Source organism: Actinomycetospora sp. NBRC 106378, from assembly GCF_030269685.1.
Taxonomy (GTDB): domain Bacteria; phylum Actinomycetota; class Actinomycetes; order Mycobacteriales; family Pseudonocardiaceae; genus Actinomycetospora.
Map to the genome: position 1 here is coordinate 402,521 of NZ_BSTT01000003.1, position 17,704 is coordinate 420,224.

The following is a 17,704-nucleotide window of genomic DNA, read 5'->3' on the forward strand; positions in this document are numbered from 1 at the left end:
GGCGCGGCCCCGGACAGGTAGGGTCGCTCCCAGCAGCACCGACAGCGGTCCCGGGAGGCAGCCATGGCGCAGGAACAGACCCAGCGGCAGGGCGGTGGCGACGACGGAGACGGCGGCGAGGACACCACCGCCGCCGGCCAGGAGCGCCGGGAGAAGCTCGGCGAGGAGACCGACAGCATCCTCGACGAGATCGACGACGTCCTGGAGGAGAACGCCGAGGACTTCGTCCGCGCGTACGTCCAGAAGGGCGGCGAGTAGCCGACCCGGTCCGCCGGGTTCGCCACGCGCGAAACCCGGCGCATCGGCAGTGCACGAGCGGCGGGCCGGGACTAGCGTTCCGGCCCGCCGCGCCGTCTGACCAGCGGTACCACGAGCAGAGGAGCGACGACCGCCGATGGACCCCAGGAGCATCACCGGGCTGGCCCCCGCCTACTTCGACTCCGGCACCTCCTCGTTCATCGACTTCCTCTCGACGGTCCGGCCGGACCTGTTGCCCACCGCGCGGGGGGTCACCCCCGAGGTCGCGGGCGGGGTGCCGCACGGCACGACGATCGTCGCGGCGGCCTACGACGGCGGGGTCGTCATCGCGGGCGACCGCCGGGCGACGATGGGCAACCTCATCTCCCAGCGGGACATGCAGAAGGTCTACATCACCGACGACTACTCGGCGGCCGGCATCGCGGGCACCGCCGGCCTGGCCGTCGAGGCCATCCGGCTGTTCGCGGTCGACCTGGAGCACTACGAGAAGCTCGAGGGCGTCGGCCTGACCTTCGACGGCAAGTCCAACCGGCTCGCCTCGATGATCCGGGGCAACCTCGGCGCGGCGATGCAGGGGCTCTCCTACGTCCCGCTGTTCGCGGGCTACGACCTCGACGCCGTCGACCCGGCGCGCGCGGGACGCATCGTGTCCTACGACGTCGTCGGTGGGCGCTACGAGGAGCACGGCGGGTACGCGGCGGTCGGGTCCGGCTCGCTGTTCGCCCGGTCCTCGCTGAAGAAGCTCCACGACGTGACCGCCGACCGCGCCACGACGGTCCGCAACACCGTCGAGGCCCTCTACGACGCGGCCGACGACGACTCGGCGACCGGTGGCCCCGACACCGTCCGCCACATCTTCCCGATCGTCGTGGCGATCGACGCCCAGGGCGCGGTCCAGCTGCCCGCCGACGAGGTCCAGACCGTCGCGGAGGCCGTCATCGCGGGCCGTCGCGAGCGCGCGACCAGCTGACCCGACCCCACAGCACCGAAGAGGGAGCCTCCCCGCCATGACGATGCCGTTCTACGCGTCGGTCGACCAGCTGATGCGCGACCGCTCGGAGCTCGCCCGCAAGGGCATCTCCCGCGGTCGCAGCGTGGTGGTGCTGAGCTGCGCGGACGGGGTCCTGTTCGTCGCGGAGAACCGCTCGAAGTCGCTGCGCAAGATCTCCGAGATCTACGACCAGCTCGGGTTCGCCGCGGTCGGGCGCTACAACGAGTTCGAGAACCTCCGCCGCGCCGGTGTCCGCTGGGCGGACGTCCAGGGCTACTCCTACGACCGCCGCGACGTCTCCGGGCGCGCGCTGGCCAACGCGTACTCCAACATCCTCGGCGCGAGCTTCATCGAACAGCAGAAGCCGTTCGAGGTCGAGCTGTGCGTCGCGGCGCTGGGCGAGAACGCCGACTCCGACCAGCTCTTCCGCATCACCTACGACGGTTCGATCTCCGACGAACCGCAGTTCGTGGTCATGGGCGGCACCACCGAGCCCATCTCGACGGCGCTGAAGTCCTCCTACGACGCGTCGCTCGACACGCAGGGCGCCCTGCGCACGGCCGTCGAGGCGCTCCTCGCGCAGAACGGGTCGTCCTCCGAGGAGCGCACGCTCGGCGTCGACTCCCTCGAGGTCGCCCTGCTCGACCGGTCCCGCCGGCGGCGGCGCTCCTTCCGCCGCATCACCGGTGCCGCGCTCTCCGGGCTCCTGCCCGACGCCGGGTCGGCGGACGCCGAACCCGACGCCGGCGACACCGGTGCGGGCGACGAGGTCTCGGGCGCCGGCGGCGCGGACGCCTGACCCCCTCCTGATCGAACGAACGGCACTCTCGCAGCATCCATGTGCGCGAGAGTGCCGTTCGCTCGTCAGGGGCAGTGACAGCGCGTCACCAGGCGGTGGCGCGCTCCGGCCAGCGGGTCTCGTCGCGGCGGTAGACCGGCACGGGGTGGTCGGCGACGGAGAAGACCAGCCGCTCGCCCGAGACCATCACCTCGCCGTCGGTGGCCACCTCCAGCGGGCCGTCGAGCAGCTCCACGTCCAGGGAACTGGCGGTGTGCTCGACGTAGGTGCGGATGTGCCCGAGGGTGCCGAGCAGCAGGCCGACCACGGCCCGGGCGCGGGAGAAGCGGCGGTCGGCGCGCAGGTAGCGCACCTCGAGCAGCCCGGTGTCCAGCCGCGGCCGGTAGGCGGGCGTCATGCCCGCCGGGGCGTAGGGCCCGTTCCCGACGAAGAGCATCCAGATCGAGGTCTCCCGGCCGTCGATGCGGCACGGGATGGGCCGGGCGGTCCACAGCACCGCGACGAGGGCGGCGGACGCGGCCGGCCACTTGCCCCACCGCTTCTCCCACTTCTCGCGCAGCCGGACCATGTCGGGGTAGCCGCCGAACGAGGCGGTGTTGATGAAGACGACGCGCTCGCCGCCCTCGGGCCCGGTTGAGGCCGAGTAGACGCGCAGCTCGCCGACGTCGACGGCGACCGCCTCGCCGGCGCCCGTGGCGTCGACGACCTCCTGCAAGTCGTAGACGCCGACGTCGCGGCCGAAGTGGTTGAGCGTGCCGGCGGGCATGACCGCCAGCGGCAGGTCCAGGTCCTCGGCGATGCGGGCCGCCGCGGCGACCGACCCGTCGCCGCCCGCGATCCCGAGCGCCTCGGTGCCGGGCGTCGCCGCGGCCTCCTGCAGGCGGCCCAGGAGGTCGTCGCCCGGCTCGAGGCGGACGATCGTGGCCTTCGGGAGGGCGTCCGCGATCTCCTCGGCCGGGTCGACCCCGGGGCGCCCGGACCCCATGTTGACCACCATCGACAGGCCGTCGCCCTGCTCGAGGTGTGGCGCGTCGAGCCAGGGACGGGCGATCGCCTCGTCGGTGGGGCGCCGCGGCAGCCAGCGCTGGGTGAGCAGCGCGGCCCCCACCCCGAGGGCGGAGCCGACCACGGTGTCGCTGGTCCAGTGCACGCCCACGTGGACGCGGGAGTAGGCGACCGCGGCCGCGACCGGGGCCAGGGCCATCCCGGCGCGGGGGCTCTCGAGCGCGACGCCGACGGCGAAGGCGAAGGCGGACGCCGAGTGGCCGGAGGGGAACGAGGACGAGGTGGGCCGGTCCGGCAGGGAGCGGTAGGGCGGGAGCAGGTCCGCGGCCGGGCGGCGGCGCGGGAACAGCGGCTTGAGGACCGCGTTCGCGCCGAAGCTCGCGAGCCCGATGGCGAACACGCCCCGCAGCGCGCCCCGTCGGGTCTTCCGGGTCCCGAGGCCGGCGAGGACCGAGGCGGCCGCGAACCAGAGTCCGGAGTGGTTGGCCGAACGGGTGAAGGTGAGCAGCCCGGCGTCCAGCCGGGTGGCCGGGAGGTTCCCGACGGCGGCGGTGATGCGGTGGTCCAGCGCGCCGACCGGCCGGAGGGACCGGCGGCTCCGCCGCAGACCCGTGCGGAACACTGCCTTCGCGCGGCGTGCGCGTCGCCGGGGAAGCATGGGAGCTGACCCTACGGGCCGGTGTCGAGGGGCGCCGCGAGCGGCCTCGGGGGCTTAGGCTGGAACCATGCAGCGGCGGATCTACGGCATCGAGACCGAGTTCGGGGTGACCTGCACCTTCCACGGTCAGCGTCGGCTGTCCCCGGACGAGGTCGCTCGTTACCTGTTCCGGCGGGTCGTGTCGTGGGGGCGCTCGTCGAACGTCTTCCTGCGCAACGGCTCGCGCCTCTACCTCGACGTCGGGTCGCACCCCGAGTACGCGACGGCGGAGTGCGACTCCCTCGAGCAGCTCGTGGCCCACGACAAGGCCGGTGAGCGCATCCTCGAGGACCTGCTGCTCGACGCCGAGCGCCGGCTCGCCGACGAGGGCATCGGCGGCGACATCTTCCTGTTCAAGAACAACACCGACTCGGCGGGCAACTCCTACGGCTGCCACGAGAACTACCTCGTGGGCCGGTCGGGCGAGTTCTCCCGGATCGCCGACGTGCTGCTGCCGTTCCTCGTGACCCGCCAGCTCATCGCGGGCGCCGGCAAGGTCCTGCAGACCCCCCGCGGAGCGGTGTTCTGCCTGTCCCAGCGCGCCGAGCACATCTGGGAGGGTGTGTCCTCGGCCACCACGCGCAGCCGTCCGATCATCAACACCCGCGACGAGCCGCACGCGGACGCCGAGCGCTACCGCCGCCTGCACGTGATCGTCGGCGACTCGAACATGAGCGAGGTGACCACCCTGCTCAAGGTCGGCACCACCCACCTCGTGCTCGAGATGATCGAGCAGGGCGTCCAGTTCCGGGACTTCACCCTGGACAACCCGATCCGCGCGATCCGTGAGATCAGCCACGACCTCACGGGCCGCCGCCCCGTCCGCCTCGCGGGCGGCCGCGAGGCCGGGGCCCTGGACATCCAGCGCGAGTACTACCAGCGGGCCGTGGAGCACGTCGCGCGCCGCGGGAGCGACCCGGTGACCGACCGGGTGCTGGAGCTGTGGGGCCGCACCCTCGACGCCGTCGAGCGTCAGGACCTCTCGCTCATCGACCGCGAGATCGACTGGGCGATCAAGCACAAGCTCGTGGAGCGCTACCGCAAGCGCAGCGACATCGGCCTGTCCAGCCCCCGCATCGCGCAGCTCGACCTCGCGTACCACGACATCCGCCGGGGCCGCGGCGTGTTCGACCTCCTGCAGCGCAAGGACCTGGTCGACCGGGTCACCGACGACGGCGAGATCGAGGCCGCGAAGGACACCCCGCCGCAGACCACCCGCGCGAAGCTGCGCGGCGACTTCATCGCCGCCGCCCAGAACGCCGGTCGTGATTTCACCGTGGATTGGGTCCACCTCAAACTGAACGACCAGGCGCAGCGAACCGTCCTGTGCAAGGACCCGTTCCGCGCGGTGGACGAACGGGTGGACCGGCTCATCGCGACGCTGTGACCGTGTAACAGCGCTCACGCCTCGCGTCGGCCGGTCCCGGGTCATCCCCACCACCACACCGTGACCGATCGACCGAGGACGAGGACGGCACACAGCCGATGGAGCACCAGGACCGCACGTCCCGGGTGACGCCCGCCGACCAGCCGAGCACGCTGCACGACGCCGCGCCGGTGACCCCGGATCCCGACGTCGAGGGCACCGTGCTGGCCGGTCGCTACCGGGTGGGCGAGTGCATCGGGGCCGGCGCGATGGGCGTGGTGTGGTCGGCGTGGGACCGGCGGCTGCGCCGCACCGTCGCGGTCAAGCAGCTGACCCCGCCGCGGGACGGGGACGAGGCCGAGATCCGCGTGGCCCGGGCCCGGGCGATGCGCGAGGGCCGGATCGCCGCCCGCGTGATGCACCCACGCGCGATCGCCGTGTTCGACGTCGTCATGCACGGCTCGATGCCGTGGATCGTCATGGAGTACCTGCCGTCGCGCTCGCTCGCGGCGGTGCTCGCCGAGCGCGGGCCGCTCCCGCCCTTCGAGGTCGCGCGGATCGGCGCCCAGATCGCCGACGCGCTCTCGGCGGTGCACGAGGCGGGCATCGTCCACGGCGACGTCAAGCCCGGCAACGTGCTGATCACCGACGACGGTATCGCGAAGCTGACCGACTTCGGCGTCTCCCGCGCCTCGTGGGACACCACCGCCACGGGCGGCGGCCTGGTCGCCGGCACACCCGGCTACTTCGCGCCCGAGGTCGCCCGGGGCGGCGACCCGACGCCCGCCTCGGACGTCTTCTCCCTCGGCGCGACGCTCTACGCGGCGGTGGAGAACGAACTGGTCTGCGGGCGGCTCGACAACACCCTCGCCGTGCTCCACGCCATGGCCGAGGGACGGCTGCGCCCGGCCACCCGCGCCGGGGTGCTGGGGCGGCCGTTGTCGGCGATGCTGCGTCTCGAGGCCCGCCACCGGCCCGACACCCCCCTCCTGCGCTCGGCCCTCGAGGCCCGCGCGGCGCTGGGGGAGTCCGAAGCGGCCCTGCCAGCCCCAGCGGCCGCGCCGCTCACCCCGACCCCCGCGGAGCCGGGCGATCCCTCCACCGCGGACGTCGCGGGCCGCCGGCCCGTCGTCACCGGCCCGCCGACCTCCCCGGACGCCACGCCCGCCGTCGCGGGTCCCGACGACGGGTCCGACGACGGGTCCGACGGCTGGTTCCCCCTGTCCCCGGCGGACAGCACCGTCGCCGCGACCCCGCCGGCCCGTCCCCGCTCCCGCCGCCGCCGTCGGGTGCTCGCGGTCGCGGCCGCGACCGCCGTCGTGCTCGCTGCGGGCGTCGGGGCCGCCCTCGCCGCGGCCGAGGACGCCCGCACCCCGGCGTCGCGGACCACCGTGGCCGCGGCACCGGCGACGCCCGCGGTCCCCACCACCGACGTGCCGCTGCCGACGAGCACGGAGACGGTGCCGCCGGTGGCGGGCGCGCCGCTCTCGCCGGGCAGCCCGGCGACCGACGCCCCGTCGGGCGGGGATCCCGACGCCCCCGTCACCGAGGACGACACGCGTCGCACCGTGACGGCCTACTACGCGAGCCTGCCCGGCGACATCCCCGGCGCGTGGGCGCTGCTGTCGGGGGACGCCCGTGACGCCTCGGGCGGCTACGGCGGCTACCAGCGGTTCTGGGGCGGGATCACCTCGGTCAGCGCCACCGACGTGCAGGTCGACGGCACCTCGGCGCGTGCCGTCCTGGACTTCGTCACGTCGAGCGGGCGGACCTCCCGGGAGACCTACACCTTCGAGGTCGACCGCAACGGCGACGGCGCCCTGGAGATCCGCTCGGCCTCGCGGGGCGGCGCCGACTCGGCCTGAGGCACCCCGGACGCGCCGGGATCCGGGATGTCGAACACAAGATCGAGCGGCGCACGTACCCTCTGGGGCGTGCCCGCCGCCCCGACCGCTCGTGCCGAGCGTCTCGTGAACCTGGTGCTGGCGCTGCTCTCGACGCGGCAGTTCCTCACCGCCGAGCGCATCCGTACGACGGTGGCGGGCTACGAGGAGGCCGCGACCGACGACGCGTTCTACCGGATGCTCGAACGGGACAAGGCCGAGCTCCGCGAGCTGGGCGTCCCGCTCGAGACCGGCAAGCAGTCGATCTTCGACACCGTGGACGGCTACCGGATCGCCCGCGGCGACTACGAGCTCGCCCCGATCGACCTCGCGCCCGACGAGGCCACGGCGGTCGCCCTCGCCGCCCGGCTCTGGGACTCCCCGCAGCTGGCCGGCGCCGCCCGGACCGCGGTGACGAAGCTGCGCGCGGCCGGCGTCGAGGTCGATCCCACGGCGGCCTCGGAGGTCCAGCCGCGGGTGCGCACCACCGAGCCGGCGTTCGCCCCGCTGCTCGCCGCTGCCCGGGCCGGGCGCGCGGTCCGCTTCGCCCACCGCGGTCACCCCGCCGCCCCGGCCCGGGAGCGGACCGTCGAGCCCTGGGGCGTCGTGTCCTACCGCGGCCGCTGGTACCTCGTCGGCCACGACCGGGACCGGGACGACGTGCGCTGCTTCCGCATCTCGCGCATCGAGGGCGAGGTCGCCACGGTCGGGCCCCGCGGCGCGGTCACCCGCCCCGACGGGGTCGACCTCGTCGACCTCGTGGCCCGCTCGGCCGGACCACCCCCGCCGTCGGGAACCGCCCGGGTGCGGCTGGTGCCCGGGCGCGCGGCCGGCCTGCGCCGGGCCGGCCGGCCCGACCCGCAGGGCGACCCCGACGTCGTCGAGCTCGACCTCGCCCGCCTCGAGTCCCTGGCCCGCTGGATCGCCGGGCACGGGCCCGACGCGGTGGTGCTCGAGCCGCCGGAACTGCGGGACGCCGTGATCGCCGCGCTGCGCGCCAGCGCCGACGCCCCCGCCACGCTCTCCGAGGCGCACCGATGAGCGCGGAGGGCGTCGCGGAACGGCTGCCGCGCCTGCTCACGCTGGTCCCGTGGCTGCTCGCGCGCCCGGGCGTGCCCGTGGCGGAGGCGGCGGCCGAGTTCGGGATCAGCGAGAGCCAGCTGCGCCGCGACCTCGAACTGCTGTGGATGTGCGGGCTGCCGGGCTACGGGCCGGGCGACCTCGTCGACCTCTCCTTCGAGGGCGACACCGTCACGGTGGTCTACGACGCCGGGCTCTCCCGGCCGCTGCGGCTCTCCGGCCCGGAGGCCGCCACCCTCGCCGTCGCCCTGCGCGCCCTCGCCGACGCGCCGGGGGTGGTCGACACCGACGCGGTGCAGCGGGCCCTGGCCAAGATCGAGCAGGCCTCGGGGCGCACCGACGACCCCCTGTCGGCGTGCTCGGACGGTCTGTCGGGCACCGTGGCCGTGGGCATGGGCCGCACGCCGGGCAACGCCCGCGCGGAGGCGACCGTCCGCGACGCGGTCGCCCGGCACCGGGCGCTGCGCCTGACCTACTACTCGGCCTCGCGGGACGCCGTCGGACGCCGCGACGTCGACCCGATGCGCCTGATGATGGTCGACGGCTCGACCTACCTCGAGGCGTGGTGCCGACGGGCCGAGGGCGTCCGGATGTTCCGGCTCGACCGTGTGGACGACGCCGAGACCCTCGACGAACCGGCCCGGCCGCCGGCCGACGCGGAGCTGCGGGAGGTCCCGGCGGACGCCACCGGCCTGCTCGCCCCCGACGAGGGCCGGCCGCTCGCGGCGCTGCGCCTGGCCCCCGAGGCGCGGTGGGTCGCCGAGTACTACCCGATGGAGGACGTCGTCGCGGACGACGACGGGTCGGCCCGGGTGCGGATGCGCTACGACGACCGGGCCTGGATGGTGCGGCTGCTGCTGGGCCTCGGGGACACCGTCGAGGTGCTGTGGCCGCCCGAGCTCGCTGCGGACCGGGCCGCGCGGGCGCGCGAGGCGCTCGCGGCCTACGGCGTGGGCTGAGGCGGGCGGAGCCGAGCGGAGCGACGGGGGAGGGGCGCGGTCGCGCTAGGGTCCCGGCGTGATCGGTCCCATCGTGTGGAGCATCGTCGCCGTCGTCGTGGCCCTGGTGGTCCTCGTGCTGCTGGTCGGCGGCACCCTGCGGGCGCTGCGGCGCACGTCGGCGGTGTCGGGCGCCTTCGGGGCGTTCGTGACCGACCGGGTGGGCCTGCTCCGGGCGCGGACGGCTGCCCTGGGCGTCCGGATGGAGCAGCGTAGGGCGCCCGATTCGTCCCCGGTACAGTCGGACGGGAGGACGGAAGGAGCTCTCCCGTGAGCGAATGGATCATCGTCGCCATCGTCGGCGTCGTGCTGCTCTTCAGCGCCAAGAAGCTCCCCGACATGGCCCGCGGCCTCGGGCAGTCGATGCGCATCTTCAAGGCCGAGACCCGCGGCATGAAGGAGGACGACGAGCGCGCGAAGTCGCCCGGGCCGGCGCCGAAGCCGGTCGAGGCGTCCCGGGCCGACCCGCCCGTCGTCGAGAAGCCCCGGGAGACCGTTCCCGACGAGACCCGCAAGGCCGACTGAGACCCTTTCCGCAGCGCGCCCCCACCGATGTGTGACACGGTGGGGGCGTGGCCCGCTCTCCCGCCGAGGCCTACGCCGCAGCGCGCACCCGCTCGGCGCACCCCGAGCTCGGCACCTTCGTCACGTCCCTGAGCTTCGAGCTCGACGACTTCCAGCGGCGTGCCTGTCTCGCCCTGGAGGAGGGACACGGTGTGCTCGTCTGCGCGCCCACCGGCGCCGGCAAGACCGTCGTCGGTGAGTTCGCGGTCCATCTCGCGCTCGCGCGGGGTCAGAAGTGCTTCTACACGACGCCGATCAAGGCGTTGTCCAACCAGAAGTACGCCGACCTCGTCGCCCGGCACGGCGCGGACGCCGTCGGTCTGCTGACCGGCGACACCGCCGTCAACGGGTCCGCACCCGTCGTCGTGATGACGACCGAGGTGCTGCGCAACATGCTCTACGCCGACTCCCCGGCGCTCGACGGGCTCGCCTACGTGGTGATGGACGAGGTGCACTACCTCGCCGACCGCTTCCGCGGCGCCGTGTGGGAGGAGGTCATCCTCCACCTGCCCCGCTACGTGCAGCTCGCGTCACTGTCCGCGACGGTGTCCAACGCCGAGGAGTTCGGCGACTGGCTCGTCGAGGTCCGCGGCGACACCACCGTGGTCGTCGACGAGACCCGCCCGGTGCCGCTGTGGCAGCACATGGTGGTCGGCTCCCGCATGTTCGACCTGTTCGCCGAGGAGTCCCGGGGCGACGGCGACCACCGGGTGAAGGTCGACCCGACGCTCGCCAAGGCCGTCGCCGAGGTCGACCGCGACGGCGGCGGGCACCGGCGCGGCCGGTCCGGGCCGCCGCCGCGGGGCGGTCGCGATGCCCGCCGCCGGGACGACCGCGGCTCCGGGCCCGGCCGCACCGGGCGGTCCGGGGGGCCGGGGTACCGCCCGCCGTCACGGGTCGACGTCATCGAACGCCTCGACGCCGCCGGTCTCCTGCCCGCGATCACGTTCATCTTCAGCCGTGCGGGCTGCGACGCCGCCGTGACCCAGTGCGTGCGCTCCGGGCTGCGGCTGACCGGCCGCGACGAGGTGGAGCGGATCCGTGCGGTGGTCGACCGCCGCTGCGCCGCCCTGCCGGACGCCGACCTCGACGTCCTCGGCTACTGGGAGTGGCGCGAGGGGCTCGAGCGCGGGGTGGCCGCGCACCACGCCGGGATGCTGCCGGCGTTCAAGGAGACGGTCGAGGAACTGTTCGTCCAGGGCCTGGTGCGGGCGGTGTTCGCCACCGAGACGCTCGCGCTCGGGATCAACATGCCCGCGCGCACCGTCGTGCTGGAGAAGCTCGTCAAGTACAACGGCGAGTCCCACGTCGAGCTGACCCCGGGCGAGTACACGCAGCTCACCGGACGCGCAGGTCGGCGAGGGATCGACGTCGAGGGCCACGCGGTGGTGCTGTGGGCGCCGGGGATGGACCCGGCGCAGGTCGCGGGCCTCGCGTCCACGCGCACCTACCCGCTGCGCTCGTCGTTCCGGCCGGGCTACAACATGGCCGTCAACCTGGTCGACCGGCTCGGGATCACCGAGGCGCGGGAGCTGCTCGAGCAGTCGTTCGCGCAGTTCCAGGCCGACCGCTCGGTGGTCCACCTCGCCAAGCGCGTGGAGCGCAACCGGGAGGCCCTCGAGGGCTACGCGGAGGCGATGGGCGGGAACGGGGCCGCGGACGGCGAGGGCGCCTCGGCCGAGGCCTTCGCCGAGTACATGGACCTCCGCCGGCGCCTCACCGAACGCGAGAAGCAGCTCGCGCGGCAGGGCCGCACGCAGCAGAAGGCGGAGGCCTCGGCGTCGCTGGAGGCGCTCGGTCGCGGCGACGTCATCTCGGTGCCGTCGGGCAAGCGGGCGGGCCTCGCCGTCGTGCTGGACCCCGGGGTGGACCGCTCCGGGCGGGGCATGGAGCCGCGCCCGCTGGTGCTCACCGAGGACCGCTGGGCCGGGCGGCTCTCCATCGCCGACTTCCCCGACCCGGTCACCCCGCTCGGGTCGATGAAGCTCCCGAAGCGGGTCGACCACAAGGAGCCGCGGGTCCGCCGGGACCTCGCCAACGCGCTGCGTGACACCGGGATCGAGGCGCCGGGGCGTTCGCGACGGCGGGGCGGGTCGGCCTCCGAGGACCCCGAGCTCGCGTCGCTGCGCCGTGCGGTGCGCTCCCACCCGTGTCACGGCCGGGCCGACCGCGAGGACCGGGCGCGCTGGGCCGAGCGGCACGCCCGCCTGTCCCGCGAGACCGAGCAGCTCGAGCAGCGGGTGCGGTCGACCACCCACTCGCTGGCGCGGAACTTCGACCGGATCCGCGGATTGCTCACCGAGCGGGGCTACCTCGCCGGCGGGGCCGAGCGCGACGCGGGCGGCGAGCAGGAACTCACGCCCGCCGGTCACCGCCTGTCCCGGCTCTGGGGCGAGTCGGACCTGCTCGTGGCGGAGTGCCTGCGCCACGGGGTGTGGCTCGGGCTGAAGCCGGCCGAGCTCGCAGCGGTCGCGTCGTCGCTGGTCTACGACTCGCGTCGGGACGACGGCGGCATCCCCCGGGTGCCCGACGCCGTGGAGGCCGCCGTGGAGGCGACCGTCGGGCTCTGGTCCGACCTGGTCCACGACGAGCGCCGCCACCACCTCGACCGCACGCGCGAGCCCGACCTCGGCTTCGCCTGGCCGGTGCACCGCTGGGCCCGCGGGGACGCGCTGTCGGTGGTGCTGTCCTCGGCGCGGGCCCACGGGCTCGAGCTCTCGGCCGGCGACTTCGTGCGCTGGTGCCGACAGGTGCTCGACCTGCTCGACCAGATCCGTGCCGTCTGCGGCCCCGAGGACCCGGTGGGGCGGGCCGCCGCCGAGGCCGGGCGGGCCGTCCGACGGGGGGTCGTGGCGGTGGGGGAGACCTGATCGACGCGACGCCGTGAGAGTGTGAGCGGCGTGACGAACACGGCGGGGGAGTCGTCGGCGCCGGTGCCCGAGGACGCCCCCGAGGCCACCGAGGTCACCGGGGCCACCGGGGATGCGGGGGAGGCGCCGTCGGGCGAGGCCCTGTCGCGGACGACCGGGGTGCGCTGGGGTGACGCGCCGCCCTCGGCCGGACGGGACGAGGACGCCACCCCGCCCTCGGGATTCACCGCGCCCGCGCCGGGCGAGGCGGTCCCGGTCCGGGCCACCGGCGCGGCGCCCGACCCGACGCCCGGCGCGGCCTGGCCGCCCGCCTTCGCACCCGGTCCGTGGCAGCAGACCGCGCCGGGGTGGGCCCCACCGGCGGCGCCACCCCCCGACCCCGCACGACGGCGGCGGGTGCGGCGGATCGTGCTCGGTGTCGTGCTGGGCGTCGTCGTGGTCGCCCTCGTGGTCGTGGCGTTGCTCGCGTTCGTGGTCGGCCCGCGGTTCGCCCGGTACGACGTGCTCGACCGGGCCGCCGTCGAGCGCGGCGTGACCGACGTGGTCACCCGCGACTGGAAGCGGCAGGTCACCGGGGTGAGCTGCCCCGACGACGAGCGGGTCCGCCCCGGGACGACGTTCTTCTGCTCCGGCACGGTCGACGGACGCCCGGCGCGGATCCCGGTGGACGTGGTCGACGAGTCCGGGACCTACGAGGTGGGCCAGCCGCGCTGAGCCCTCCTCCTCGCGGTGGCAGGAAAGCGTCGTTGCTGTCGCCGGGCGACAGCAACGACGCTTTCCTGCCACCGGGGGAGGGCTAGGGTCGGCCCGCATGGCGACCTGGGACGACGTGCGGCGCCTCGCCCTGGCCCTGCCCGAGGTCGAGGAGCTCGGGACGTACGGCGGGTCCGTGTCCTGGAAGGTGAAGAAGAAGCTCGTCGTCTGGGAGCGACCGCTGCGCACGCGCGACCTGGCCGACCTCGGGTGGACCGAGCAGCCCGGGCCGGTGCTCGGCGCCCGCGTGCCCGACCTCGGGGCGAAGGAGGCACTCGTCGCGGAGGGCGACCCCTGGTTCACGACCCCGCACTTCGACGGGCACGCCAGTGTCCTCGTCCACCTCGACCGCATCGCCCTCGACGAGCTCGGCGAACTGGTCACCGAGGCCTGGTACGCCGCCGCGCCGCCCATGGTGCTGCGCCGGCACCCCCGCGACCCGGCCTGACCGCGAGACGTACATCAGGCAGCACCCGACGCCGCTGGACCTGCACCATGTGCACCTCGCGGTGGGACCGGTCCCGACCGGACCGTCGCCCGCCCCGCGAGACGCACCTCAGGCAGGTTCCTGGGCTGCCGGGCCTGCCCCACGTCACCCTCGCGACCGACTCGACGGAGGCGACGGAGGTGGCCGGCCGCGTCAGGCGTCCCGGCCCGCGAGGGCCGCGGTCAGCCGGTCGACCGAGCCGGTGAGGCTCCACCGCTCGGCCAGGGCGGCGAGCGCGTCGGGGTCGGCCGGCTCGTGGGGGAGCGACCGCGTCGTCCCGGTCCAGTCGATCGGCGCGTCCTTCGCGACGAGCACCACCTCGGGGGCCACGGTCAGGTACGGCGCCGCCTTGACCAGCTTCTGGCGCACGGCGGAGGAGAGCCGGGCGTCGCCGCCGTCGACCACGGCCGTGATGAGCTCGGCCCACGAGTCGAACTTCGACACCACCTGCGACGCGGTCTTCTCGCCCACGCCCGGGACGCCCGGGAGGCCGTCGGAGGGGTCCCCGCGCAGCATCGCCATCTCCGCGTAGCCGTCGCCCGCCCGGCCGACCGGCACGCCGTACTTCGCCGCGACCTCCTCCGGGCCGTAGACCTCGTACTTCGACACCCCGCGGGCGATGTAGACGACCCGCACCGGCGTCGGTTCGTCGCGCACGAGCTGGAGGAGGTCGCGGTCGCCGGAGACGACCTCGACGGCCGAGGTCGCCTCGCCGGACGCGAGCGTGCCGATGACGTCGTCGGCCTCGAAGCCTTCCGCCCCGGCCGTCGGGATGCCCGCGGCGGCCAGGACGTCGAGGATCACCGGGACCTGGACGCCCAGCTCCGGCGGCGCGGCCTCGGCGTCGGGGCCGCCGCCGACGGTGGGGTCGGACGGGTCGACGCCCGACGAGGTGTCCACCCGGTGGGCCTTGTACGACGGCAGGGCGCGGACCCGGAAGGCCGGGCGCCAGTCCCGGTCGAGGCAGGCCACGACGGCAGAGGGCTGCCGGGCGCGGACGAGGCGGGCGACCATGTCGCAGAAGCCGCGGACCGCGTTGACGGGCGTGCCGTCGTCGGCGGTGAGCGACGACGGCACCCCGTAGAAGGCGCGGAACCACAGGCTCGCCGAGTCCAGCAGCATCACGGGACCGTCGGCTCCCTCACTCATGGTGCGCAAGGGTGCCAGGGTCGGCCTCCGCCGACGTCACCAGCCGGGCGTACCGGGTCCCGGCGACCAGGAGCACGAGTCCGGCGCCGAGGAACACCACGACCCGCGCGAGGCCGTCCAGCGCCACCAGGTCGAACAGGATCAGCTTGGTCACCGCTGCGACGACGAGGACGCCGCCCAGCACGCGGGGGAGGACCGCCCCGACCCCGCGCACGAGCAGGACGAGCGCGAGCGCCGTCCAGGAGATCGTCACCAGCACGTGCCCGGCGAGGAACCCCGCCCGGCTCGGGGCCACCGCGAGGGCGAGCGTGACGACCACGCCGGCGGCACCGTAGAGCCCCACGACCCCGAGCAGGCCCACGACGACGGCCGTCCGGTCCCGGCCACCGAGCAGGTCCGCGCGGGCGACCGCCGCCAGCAGCGCACCCGACGCCGCGGCGAGGAGCACCCCGACGGCCGCCATCGCCAGCAGCGTCCCGGTCGCCCGGATCTCCCCGCCGACGACGACGTCGAGCGGCAGGTCGCGGGCCAGCGCGAGCCCGCCCCCGACGACGCCGAACGCGGCGGCGACGGCGAGCACGACGGTCCGGCCGGTGCGCGCGGCGAGGACGGCCAGGACGGCGGCGACGGCGAGCAGGCCCCCGCCCTGGGCGGTCCCGGTCAGCGCCAGCGGCACCGCCTGCAGTCCGACGACGCCTGCCGCGACCACCGCGGTGGCCGACAGCGCCGGCGTCGCGGGGACCCGGCCCGCGCCGCGTTCGGCGGCGACCCCGGCCGTCAGCAGCAGGAGCACGACGACGACGTCGAGGACCGCACCCCAGGGCCGGGTGAGGGCCGACGCGGCGCCCAGCAGCGGGAGGACGGGGACGGAGACGGCGAGCCCGGCCACCGCCGTGCTCGTCCGGTCGGCCCCCGGGGCCGCCACGAGGACGAGCGCGGCGACGATCCCGACGACGACCAGCGCGGTGACCGCAGCGGCCACCCCGACCGGCGAGGAGCCCGCGAGGCCGACCGCCCCGACGCTGATCAGCGCGGTGAGGGCCGCGAAACCGGCCGCGACGGAGACGAGCACGGGCCACCCACGGCGCGCCGCGACCGGCAGGGTCACGACGATGACGACGACGAGCAGCACGACGAGCAGCGGACCGGCCGCGTCGACCACCAGCGGCACCAGCAGGTCGACGCCGACGACGACGCCGAGCGCCAGGCCGCGGCGCTGCCACCGGTCGGCCAGGAGCAGGCCACCACCCGCGACGAGCAGGGCGAGCACCACCGCCGCGACGACCGGCAGGACGTCGTACAGCGAGGTCGCCGCGGCCACGGTCAGGTACAGGGCCGTGATGCCGGTGGCCGCGAGCGAGACGGGACCCGGGTCGGCCGCCCCGTCCGCGCCGCGCCGGCGCTGCAGGACCACGCCGGCGCCGAGGAGGGCGAGACCCACCAGCCCGCCCAGCCCGAGCCGGGCCCCCGGGCCGAACCAGCCGCGCGAGGCGGCCAGCGCGAGGAGCAGCACGACGCCGAGCAGGGTCACGCCCGCCCCCGTCGCGGCGAGCAGCCGGGCTCCCGAGAGCCGGGGGAGGCGGGGGAGACCGGGAGCGCGGGAGTCGCTCCGCCCGGCGGGCGGCGGGGCCCACACCGGGGCGGGAGCCGGGGGCACGGCGGGCCGCGACGGCATCCACGGCCCCACCCCACCCGGGAACCCGGCCGGCGGTCCGGACGGCCCGAGTGACGGCGGGGCCGCGGTCGACGGCGGGGACGGCACCGGACCGGAGCCGGGCGTGGCAGCCGCGGGAGCACCCGTCGTCGGGAACGGGGACCCGCGCAGCACCCCGAGGTCGGAGCGGACGCGGGCGAGGCGGGCGCCGAGGTCGGCGAGCTCGCCGTCGAGCCGCTCGAGCAGGGCGGTGGGATCACCGGGGTTCGTCATGCGGTCACCCTCACCCGGCCGGGCGGGCCCGGACAGGGGGCGACTACCTAGTCGCGTCTGGGAAACTCTCCGGGAGCAGGGGCGACCGGACGGAGGTCGTCCCGCCGGACGAGGAGCGCACCGTGACCGCTGAGGCCCCGCCGGACGAGGGCCCGGGGCTCGGCGCGCAGAGCCTCGTCCAGCTCGTGGTCACCCGCATCCGCGCGGACATCCTGCGGGGCGCCCTGGCCCCCGGGGAGCGCCTGGTCGAGGAGCAGCTGACCCGGCGGTTCGGGACCAGCCGGGCGCCGCTGCGCGAGGCGCTGCGCCTGCTCGGCGAGCAGGGCCTGGTCGAGCACCTGCCGCGGCGGGGCGTCCGGGTCGTGGACCTCTCGCCCCGTGACATCGAGGAGCTGTTCGGGCTGCGGGACGCGCTGGAGCGGTTCGCGGTCGGCACGGCGCTCGCCGACGGTCCGCCGCCGGCGGACCGGCTGGCCGCGCTCGAGCGGACCATCGGGCGCATCGAGACGGCGGCGGGTGCCGACCGGGCGGACGCGCACCGCGAGTTCCACCTCGCGCTGGTCGCGCTGGCAGGGCACCGCCACCTGCTGCGGGTCTACGAGCCGGTCCTGCTCCAGCTGCAGCTCTACATGGCGACGAACATGCGTCGGGAGGCCGAGGTCCGCAGCGCCGCCGAGGGCGTCCGGCGCCACCGGGCGCTGTACGACGCCGTCGCGGGCGGGGACGCCGTCGCCGCGCTGGAGGCGCTGACCACCCACGGAGCTCGGACCTACCTGGTGTCCGAGCTCGACGAGTCCAGCCACTGACGGCCGCCGCCGACCGGCGGCGTCACACAGGCGTAACCGTGCGGGCAGACCGCCGACATCAAACGGTCGAC

General features: G+C 75.5%; 16 protein-coding genes. 13 read left to right on the top strand and 3 right to left on the bottom strand.

The annotated features are described in order from the left end of the window. Nucleotides 1-63 precede the first annotated feature (63 nt). From QSK00_RS10315 to prcA, 3 genes are all read left to right on the top strand, one after another. On the top strand, nt 64-258 hold the full coding sequence (locus QSK00_RS10315; protein WP_179793369.1) for a ubiquitin-like protein Pup: 195 nt from the start codon (nt 64-66) through the stop codon (nt 256-258). Between the two features lie 136 nt (nt 259-394). Beyond that, nucleotides 395-1,228, top strand: a complete 834-nt coding sequence (gene prcB / locus QSK00_RS10320; RefSeq protein WP_285590212.1) for a proteasome subunit beta — start codon at nt 395-397, stop codon at nt 1,226-1,228. Between the two features lie 37 nt (nt 1,229-1,265). After that, the gene (gene prcA / locus QSK00_RS10325) at nt 1,266-2,048 is read left to right on the top strand and encodes a proteasome subunit alpha (protein ID WP_285590214.1); all 783 of its coding nucleotides are present in this window, start codon (nt 1,266-1,268) and stop codon (nt 2,046-2,048) included. An 85-nt stretch (nt 2,049-2,133) separates the two neighbouring features. On the opposite strand, the gene QSK00_RS10330 is transcribed toward prcA, so the two are convergent. Beyond that, nucleotides 2,134-3,711: a bifunctional phosphatase PAP2/diacylglycerol kinase family protein gene (locus tag QSK00_RS10330; protein ID WP_285590216.1), complete on the bottom strand. Its 1,578-nt coding sequence runs from the start codon at nt 3,709-3,711 to the stop codon at nt 2,134-2,136. A gap of 67 nt (nt 3,712-3,778) precedes the next feature. On the opposite strand from QSK00_RS10330, the gene pafA reads away from it, so the two are divergent. The 9 genes from pafA (at nt 3,779) to QSK00_RS10375 (ending at nt 13,712) form a co-directional block, all read left to right on the top strand. Further along, on the top strand, nt 3,779-5,137 hold the full coding sequence (pafA, locus tag QSK00_RS10335; protein ID WP_285590218.1) for a Pup--protein ligase: 1,359 nt from the start codon (nt 3,779-3,781) through the stop codon (nt 5,135-5,137). Nucleotides 5,138-5,235: 98 nt separating this feature from the next. Beyond that, nucleotides 5,236-6,981 (top strand): serine/threonine-protein kinase, encoded by a 1,746-nt coding sequence (locus tag QSK00_RS10340; protein ID WP_285590220.1) that lies wholly within the window; start codon nt 5,236-5,238, stop codon nt 6,979-6,981. A 69-nt stretch (nt 6,982-7,050) separates the two neighbouring features. After that, a complete protein-coding gene (locus QSK00_RS10345; protein WP_285590222.1) occupies nt 7,051-8,040 on the top strand; it encodes a helix-turn-helix transcriptional regulator in 990 nt (329 codons plus the stop codon). Next, a complete protein-coding gene (locus QSK00_RS10350) occupies nt 8,037-9,038 on the top strand; it encodes a helix-turn-helix transcriptional regulator (protein WP_285590224.1) in 1,002 nt (333 codons plus the stop codon). Before QSK00_RS10345 ends, QSK00_RS10350 begins: the two co-directional genes overlap by 4 nt. A gap of 58 nt (nt 9,039-9,096) precedes the next feature. Further along, nucleotides 9,097-9,351: a hypothetical protein gene (locus QSK00_RS10355; protein WP_285590226.1), complete on the top strand. Its 255-nt coding sequence runs from the start codon at nt 9,097-9,099 to the stop codon at nt 9,349-9,351. Then, on the top strand, nt 9,348-9,602 hold the full coding sequence (gene tatA, locus QSK00_RS10360; protein WP_285590228.1) for a Sec-independent protein translocase subunit TatA: 255 nt from the start codon (nt 9,348-9,350) through the stop codon (nt 9,600-9,602). Before QSK00_RS10355 ends, tatA begins: the two co-directional genes overlap by 4 nt. A 47-nt stretch (nt 9,603-9,649) precedes the next feature. Further along, nucleotides 9,650-12,511 (top strand): DEAD/DEAH box helicase, encoded by a 2,862-nt coding sequence (locus QSK00_RS10365; protein ID WP_285590230.1) that lies wholly within the window; start codon nt 9,650-9,652, stop codon nt 12,509-12,511. Nucleotides 12,512-12,541: 30 nt separating this feature from the next. Further along, nucleotides 12,542-13,225 carry a DUF4333 domain-containing protein gene (locus QSK00_RS10370; RefSeq protein ID WP_285590232.1) on the top strand — a complete coding sequence of 228 codons (684 nt, stop codon included), beginning with the start codon at nt 12,542-12,544 and terminating at the stop codon, nt 13,223-13,225. 97 nt (nt 13,226-13,322) lie between these two features. Continuing rightward, the gene (locus QSK00_RS10375; protein ID WP_285590235.1) at nt 13,323-13,712 is read left to right on the top strand and encodes an MmcQ/YjbR family DNA-binding protein; all 390 of its coding nucleotides are present in this window, start codon (nt 13,323-13,325) and stop codon (nt 13,710-13,712) included. A 192-nt stretch (nt 13,713-13,904) separates the two neighbouring features. Here QSK00_RS10375 and QSK00_RS10380 read toward each other — a convergent pair whose 3' ends face one another. Together QSK00_RS10380 and QSK00_RS10385 are read right to left on the bottom strand one after the other, a co-directional pair. Beyond that, nucleotides 13,905-14,900: a 5'-3' exonuclease gene (locus tag QSK00_RS10380; protein ID WP_285590237.1), complete on the bottom strand. Its 996-nt coding sequence runs from the start codon at nt 14,898-14,900 to the stop codon at nt 13,905-13,907. After that, nucleotides 14,893-16,827 (bottom strand): DUF2339 domain-containing protein, encoded by a 1,935-nt coding sequence (locus QSK00_RS10385; RefSeq protein WP_285590239.1) that lies wholly within the window; start codon nt 16,825-16,827, stop codon nt 14,893-14,895. The genes QSK00_RS10380 and QSK00_RS10385 overlap by 8 nt, the downstream gene beginning before the upstream one ends. A gap of 122 nt (nt 16,828-16,949) precedes the next feature. Here QSK00_RS10385 and QSK00_RS10390 point away from each other — a divergent pair, with 122 nt between their 5' ends. Further along, nucleotides 16,950-17,633: a GntR family transcriptional regulator gene (locus QSK00_RS10390; protein ID WP_285590241.1), complete on the top strand. Its 684-nt coding sequence runs from the start codon at nt 16,950-16,952 to the stop codon at nt 17,631-17,633. Nucleotides 17,634-17,704: the final 71 nt, after the last annotated feature.

Excerpts from the sequence above, each read along its gene's own strand:
- QSK00_RS10330 (WP_285590216.1), bottom strand. The coding sequence starts at position 3,711 with ATGCTTCCCCGGCGACGCGCACGCCGCGCGAAGGCAGTGTTCCGCACG.
- QSK00_RS10315 (WP_179793369.1), top strand. The coding sequence starts at position 64 with ATGGCGCAGGAACAGACCCAGCGGCAGGGCGGTGGCGACGACGGAGAC.
- prcA (WP_285590214.1), top strand. The coding sequence starts at position 1,266 with ATGACGATGCCGTTCTACGCGTCGGTCGACCAGCTGATGCGCGACCGC.
- pafA (WP_285590218.1), top strand. The coding sequence starts at position 3,779 with ATGCAGCGGCGGATCTACGGCATCGAGACCGAGTTCGGGGTGACCTGC.
- QSK00_RS10380 (WP_285590237.1), bottom strand. The coding sequence starts at position 14,900 with ATGAGTGAGGGAGCCGACGGTCCCGTGATGCTGCTGGACTCGGCGAGC.
- prcB (WP_285590212.1), top strand. The coding sequence starts at position 395 with ATGGACCCCAGGAGCATCACCGGGCTGGCCCCCGCCTACTTCGACTCC.
- QSK00_RS10350 (WP_285590224.1), top strand. The coding sequence starts at position 8,037 with ATGAGCGCGGAGGGCGTCGCGGAACGGCTGCCGCGCCTGCTCACGCTG.
- QSK00_RS10375 (WP_285590235.1), top strand. The coding sequence starts at position 13,323 with ATGGCGACCTGGGACGACGTGCGGCGCCTCGCCCTGGCCCTGCCCGAG.
- QSK00_RS10340 (WP_285590220.1), top strand. The coding sequence starts at position 5,236 with ATGGAGCACCAGGACCGCACGTCCCGGGTGACGCCCGCCGACCAGCCG.
- QSK00_RS10385 (WP_285590239.1), bottom strand. The coding sequence starts at position 16,827 with ATGACGAACCCCGGTGATCCCACCGCCCTGCTCGAGCGGCTCGACGGC.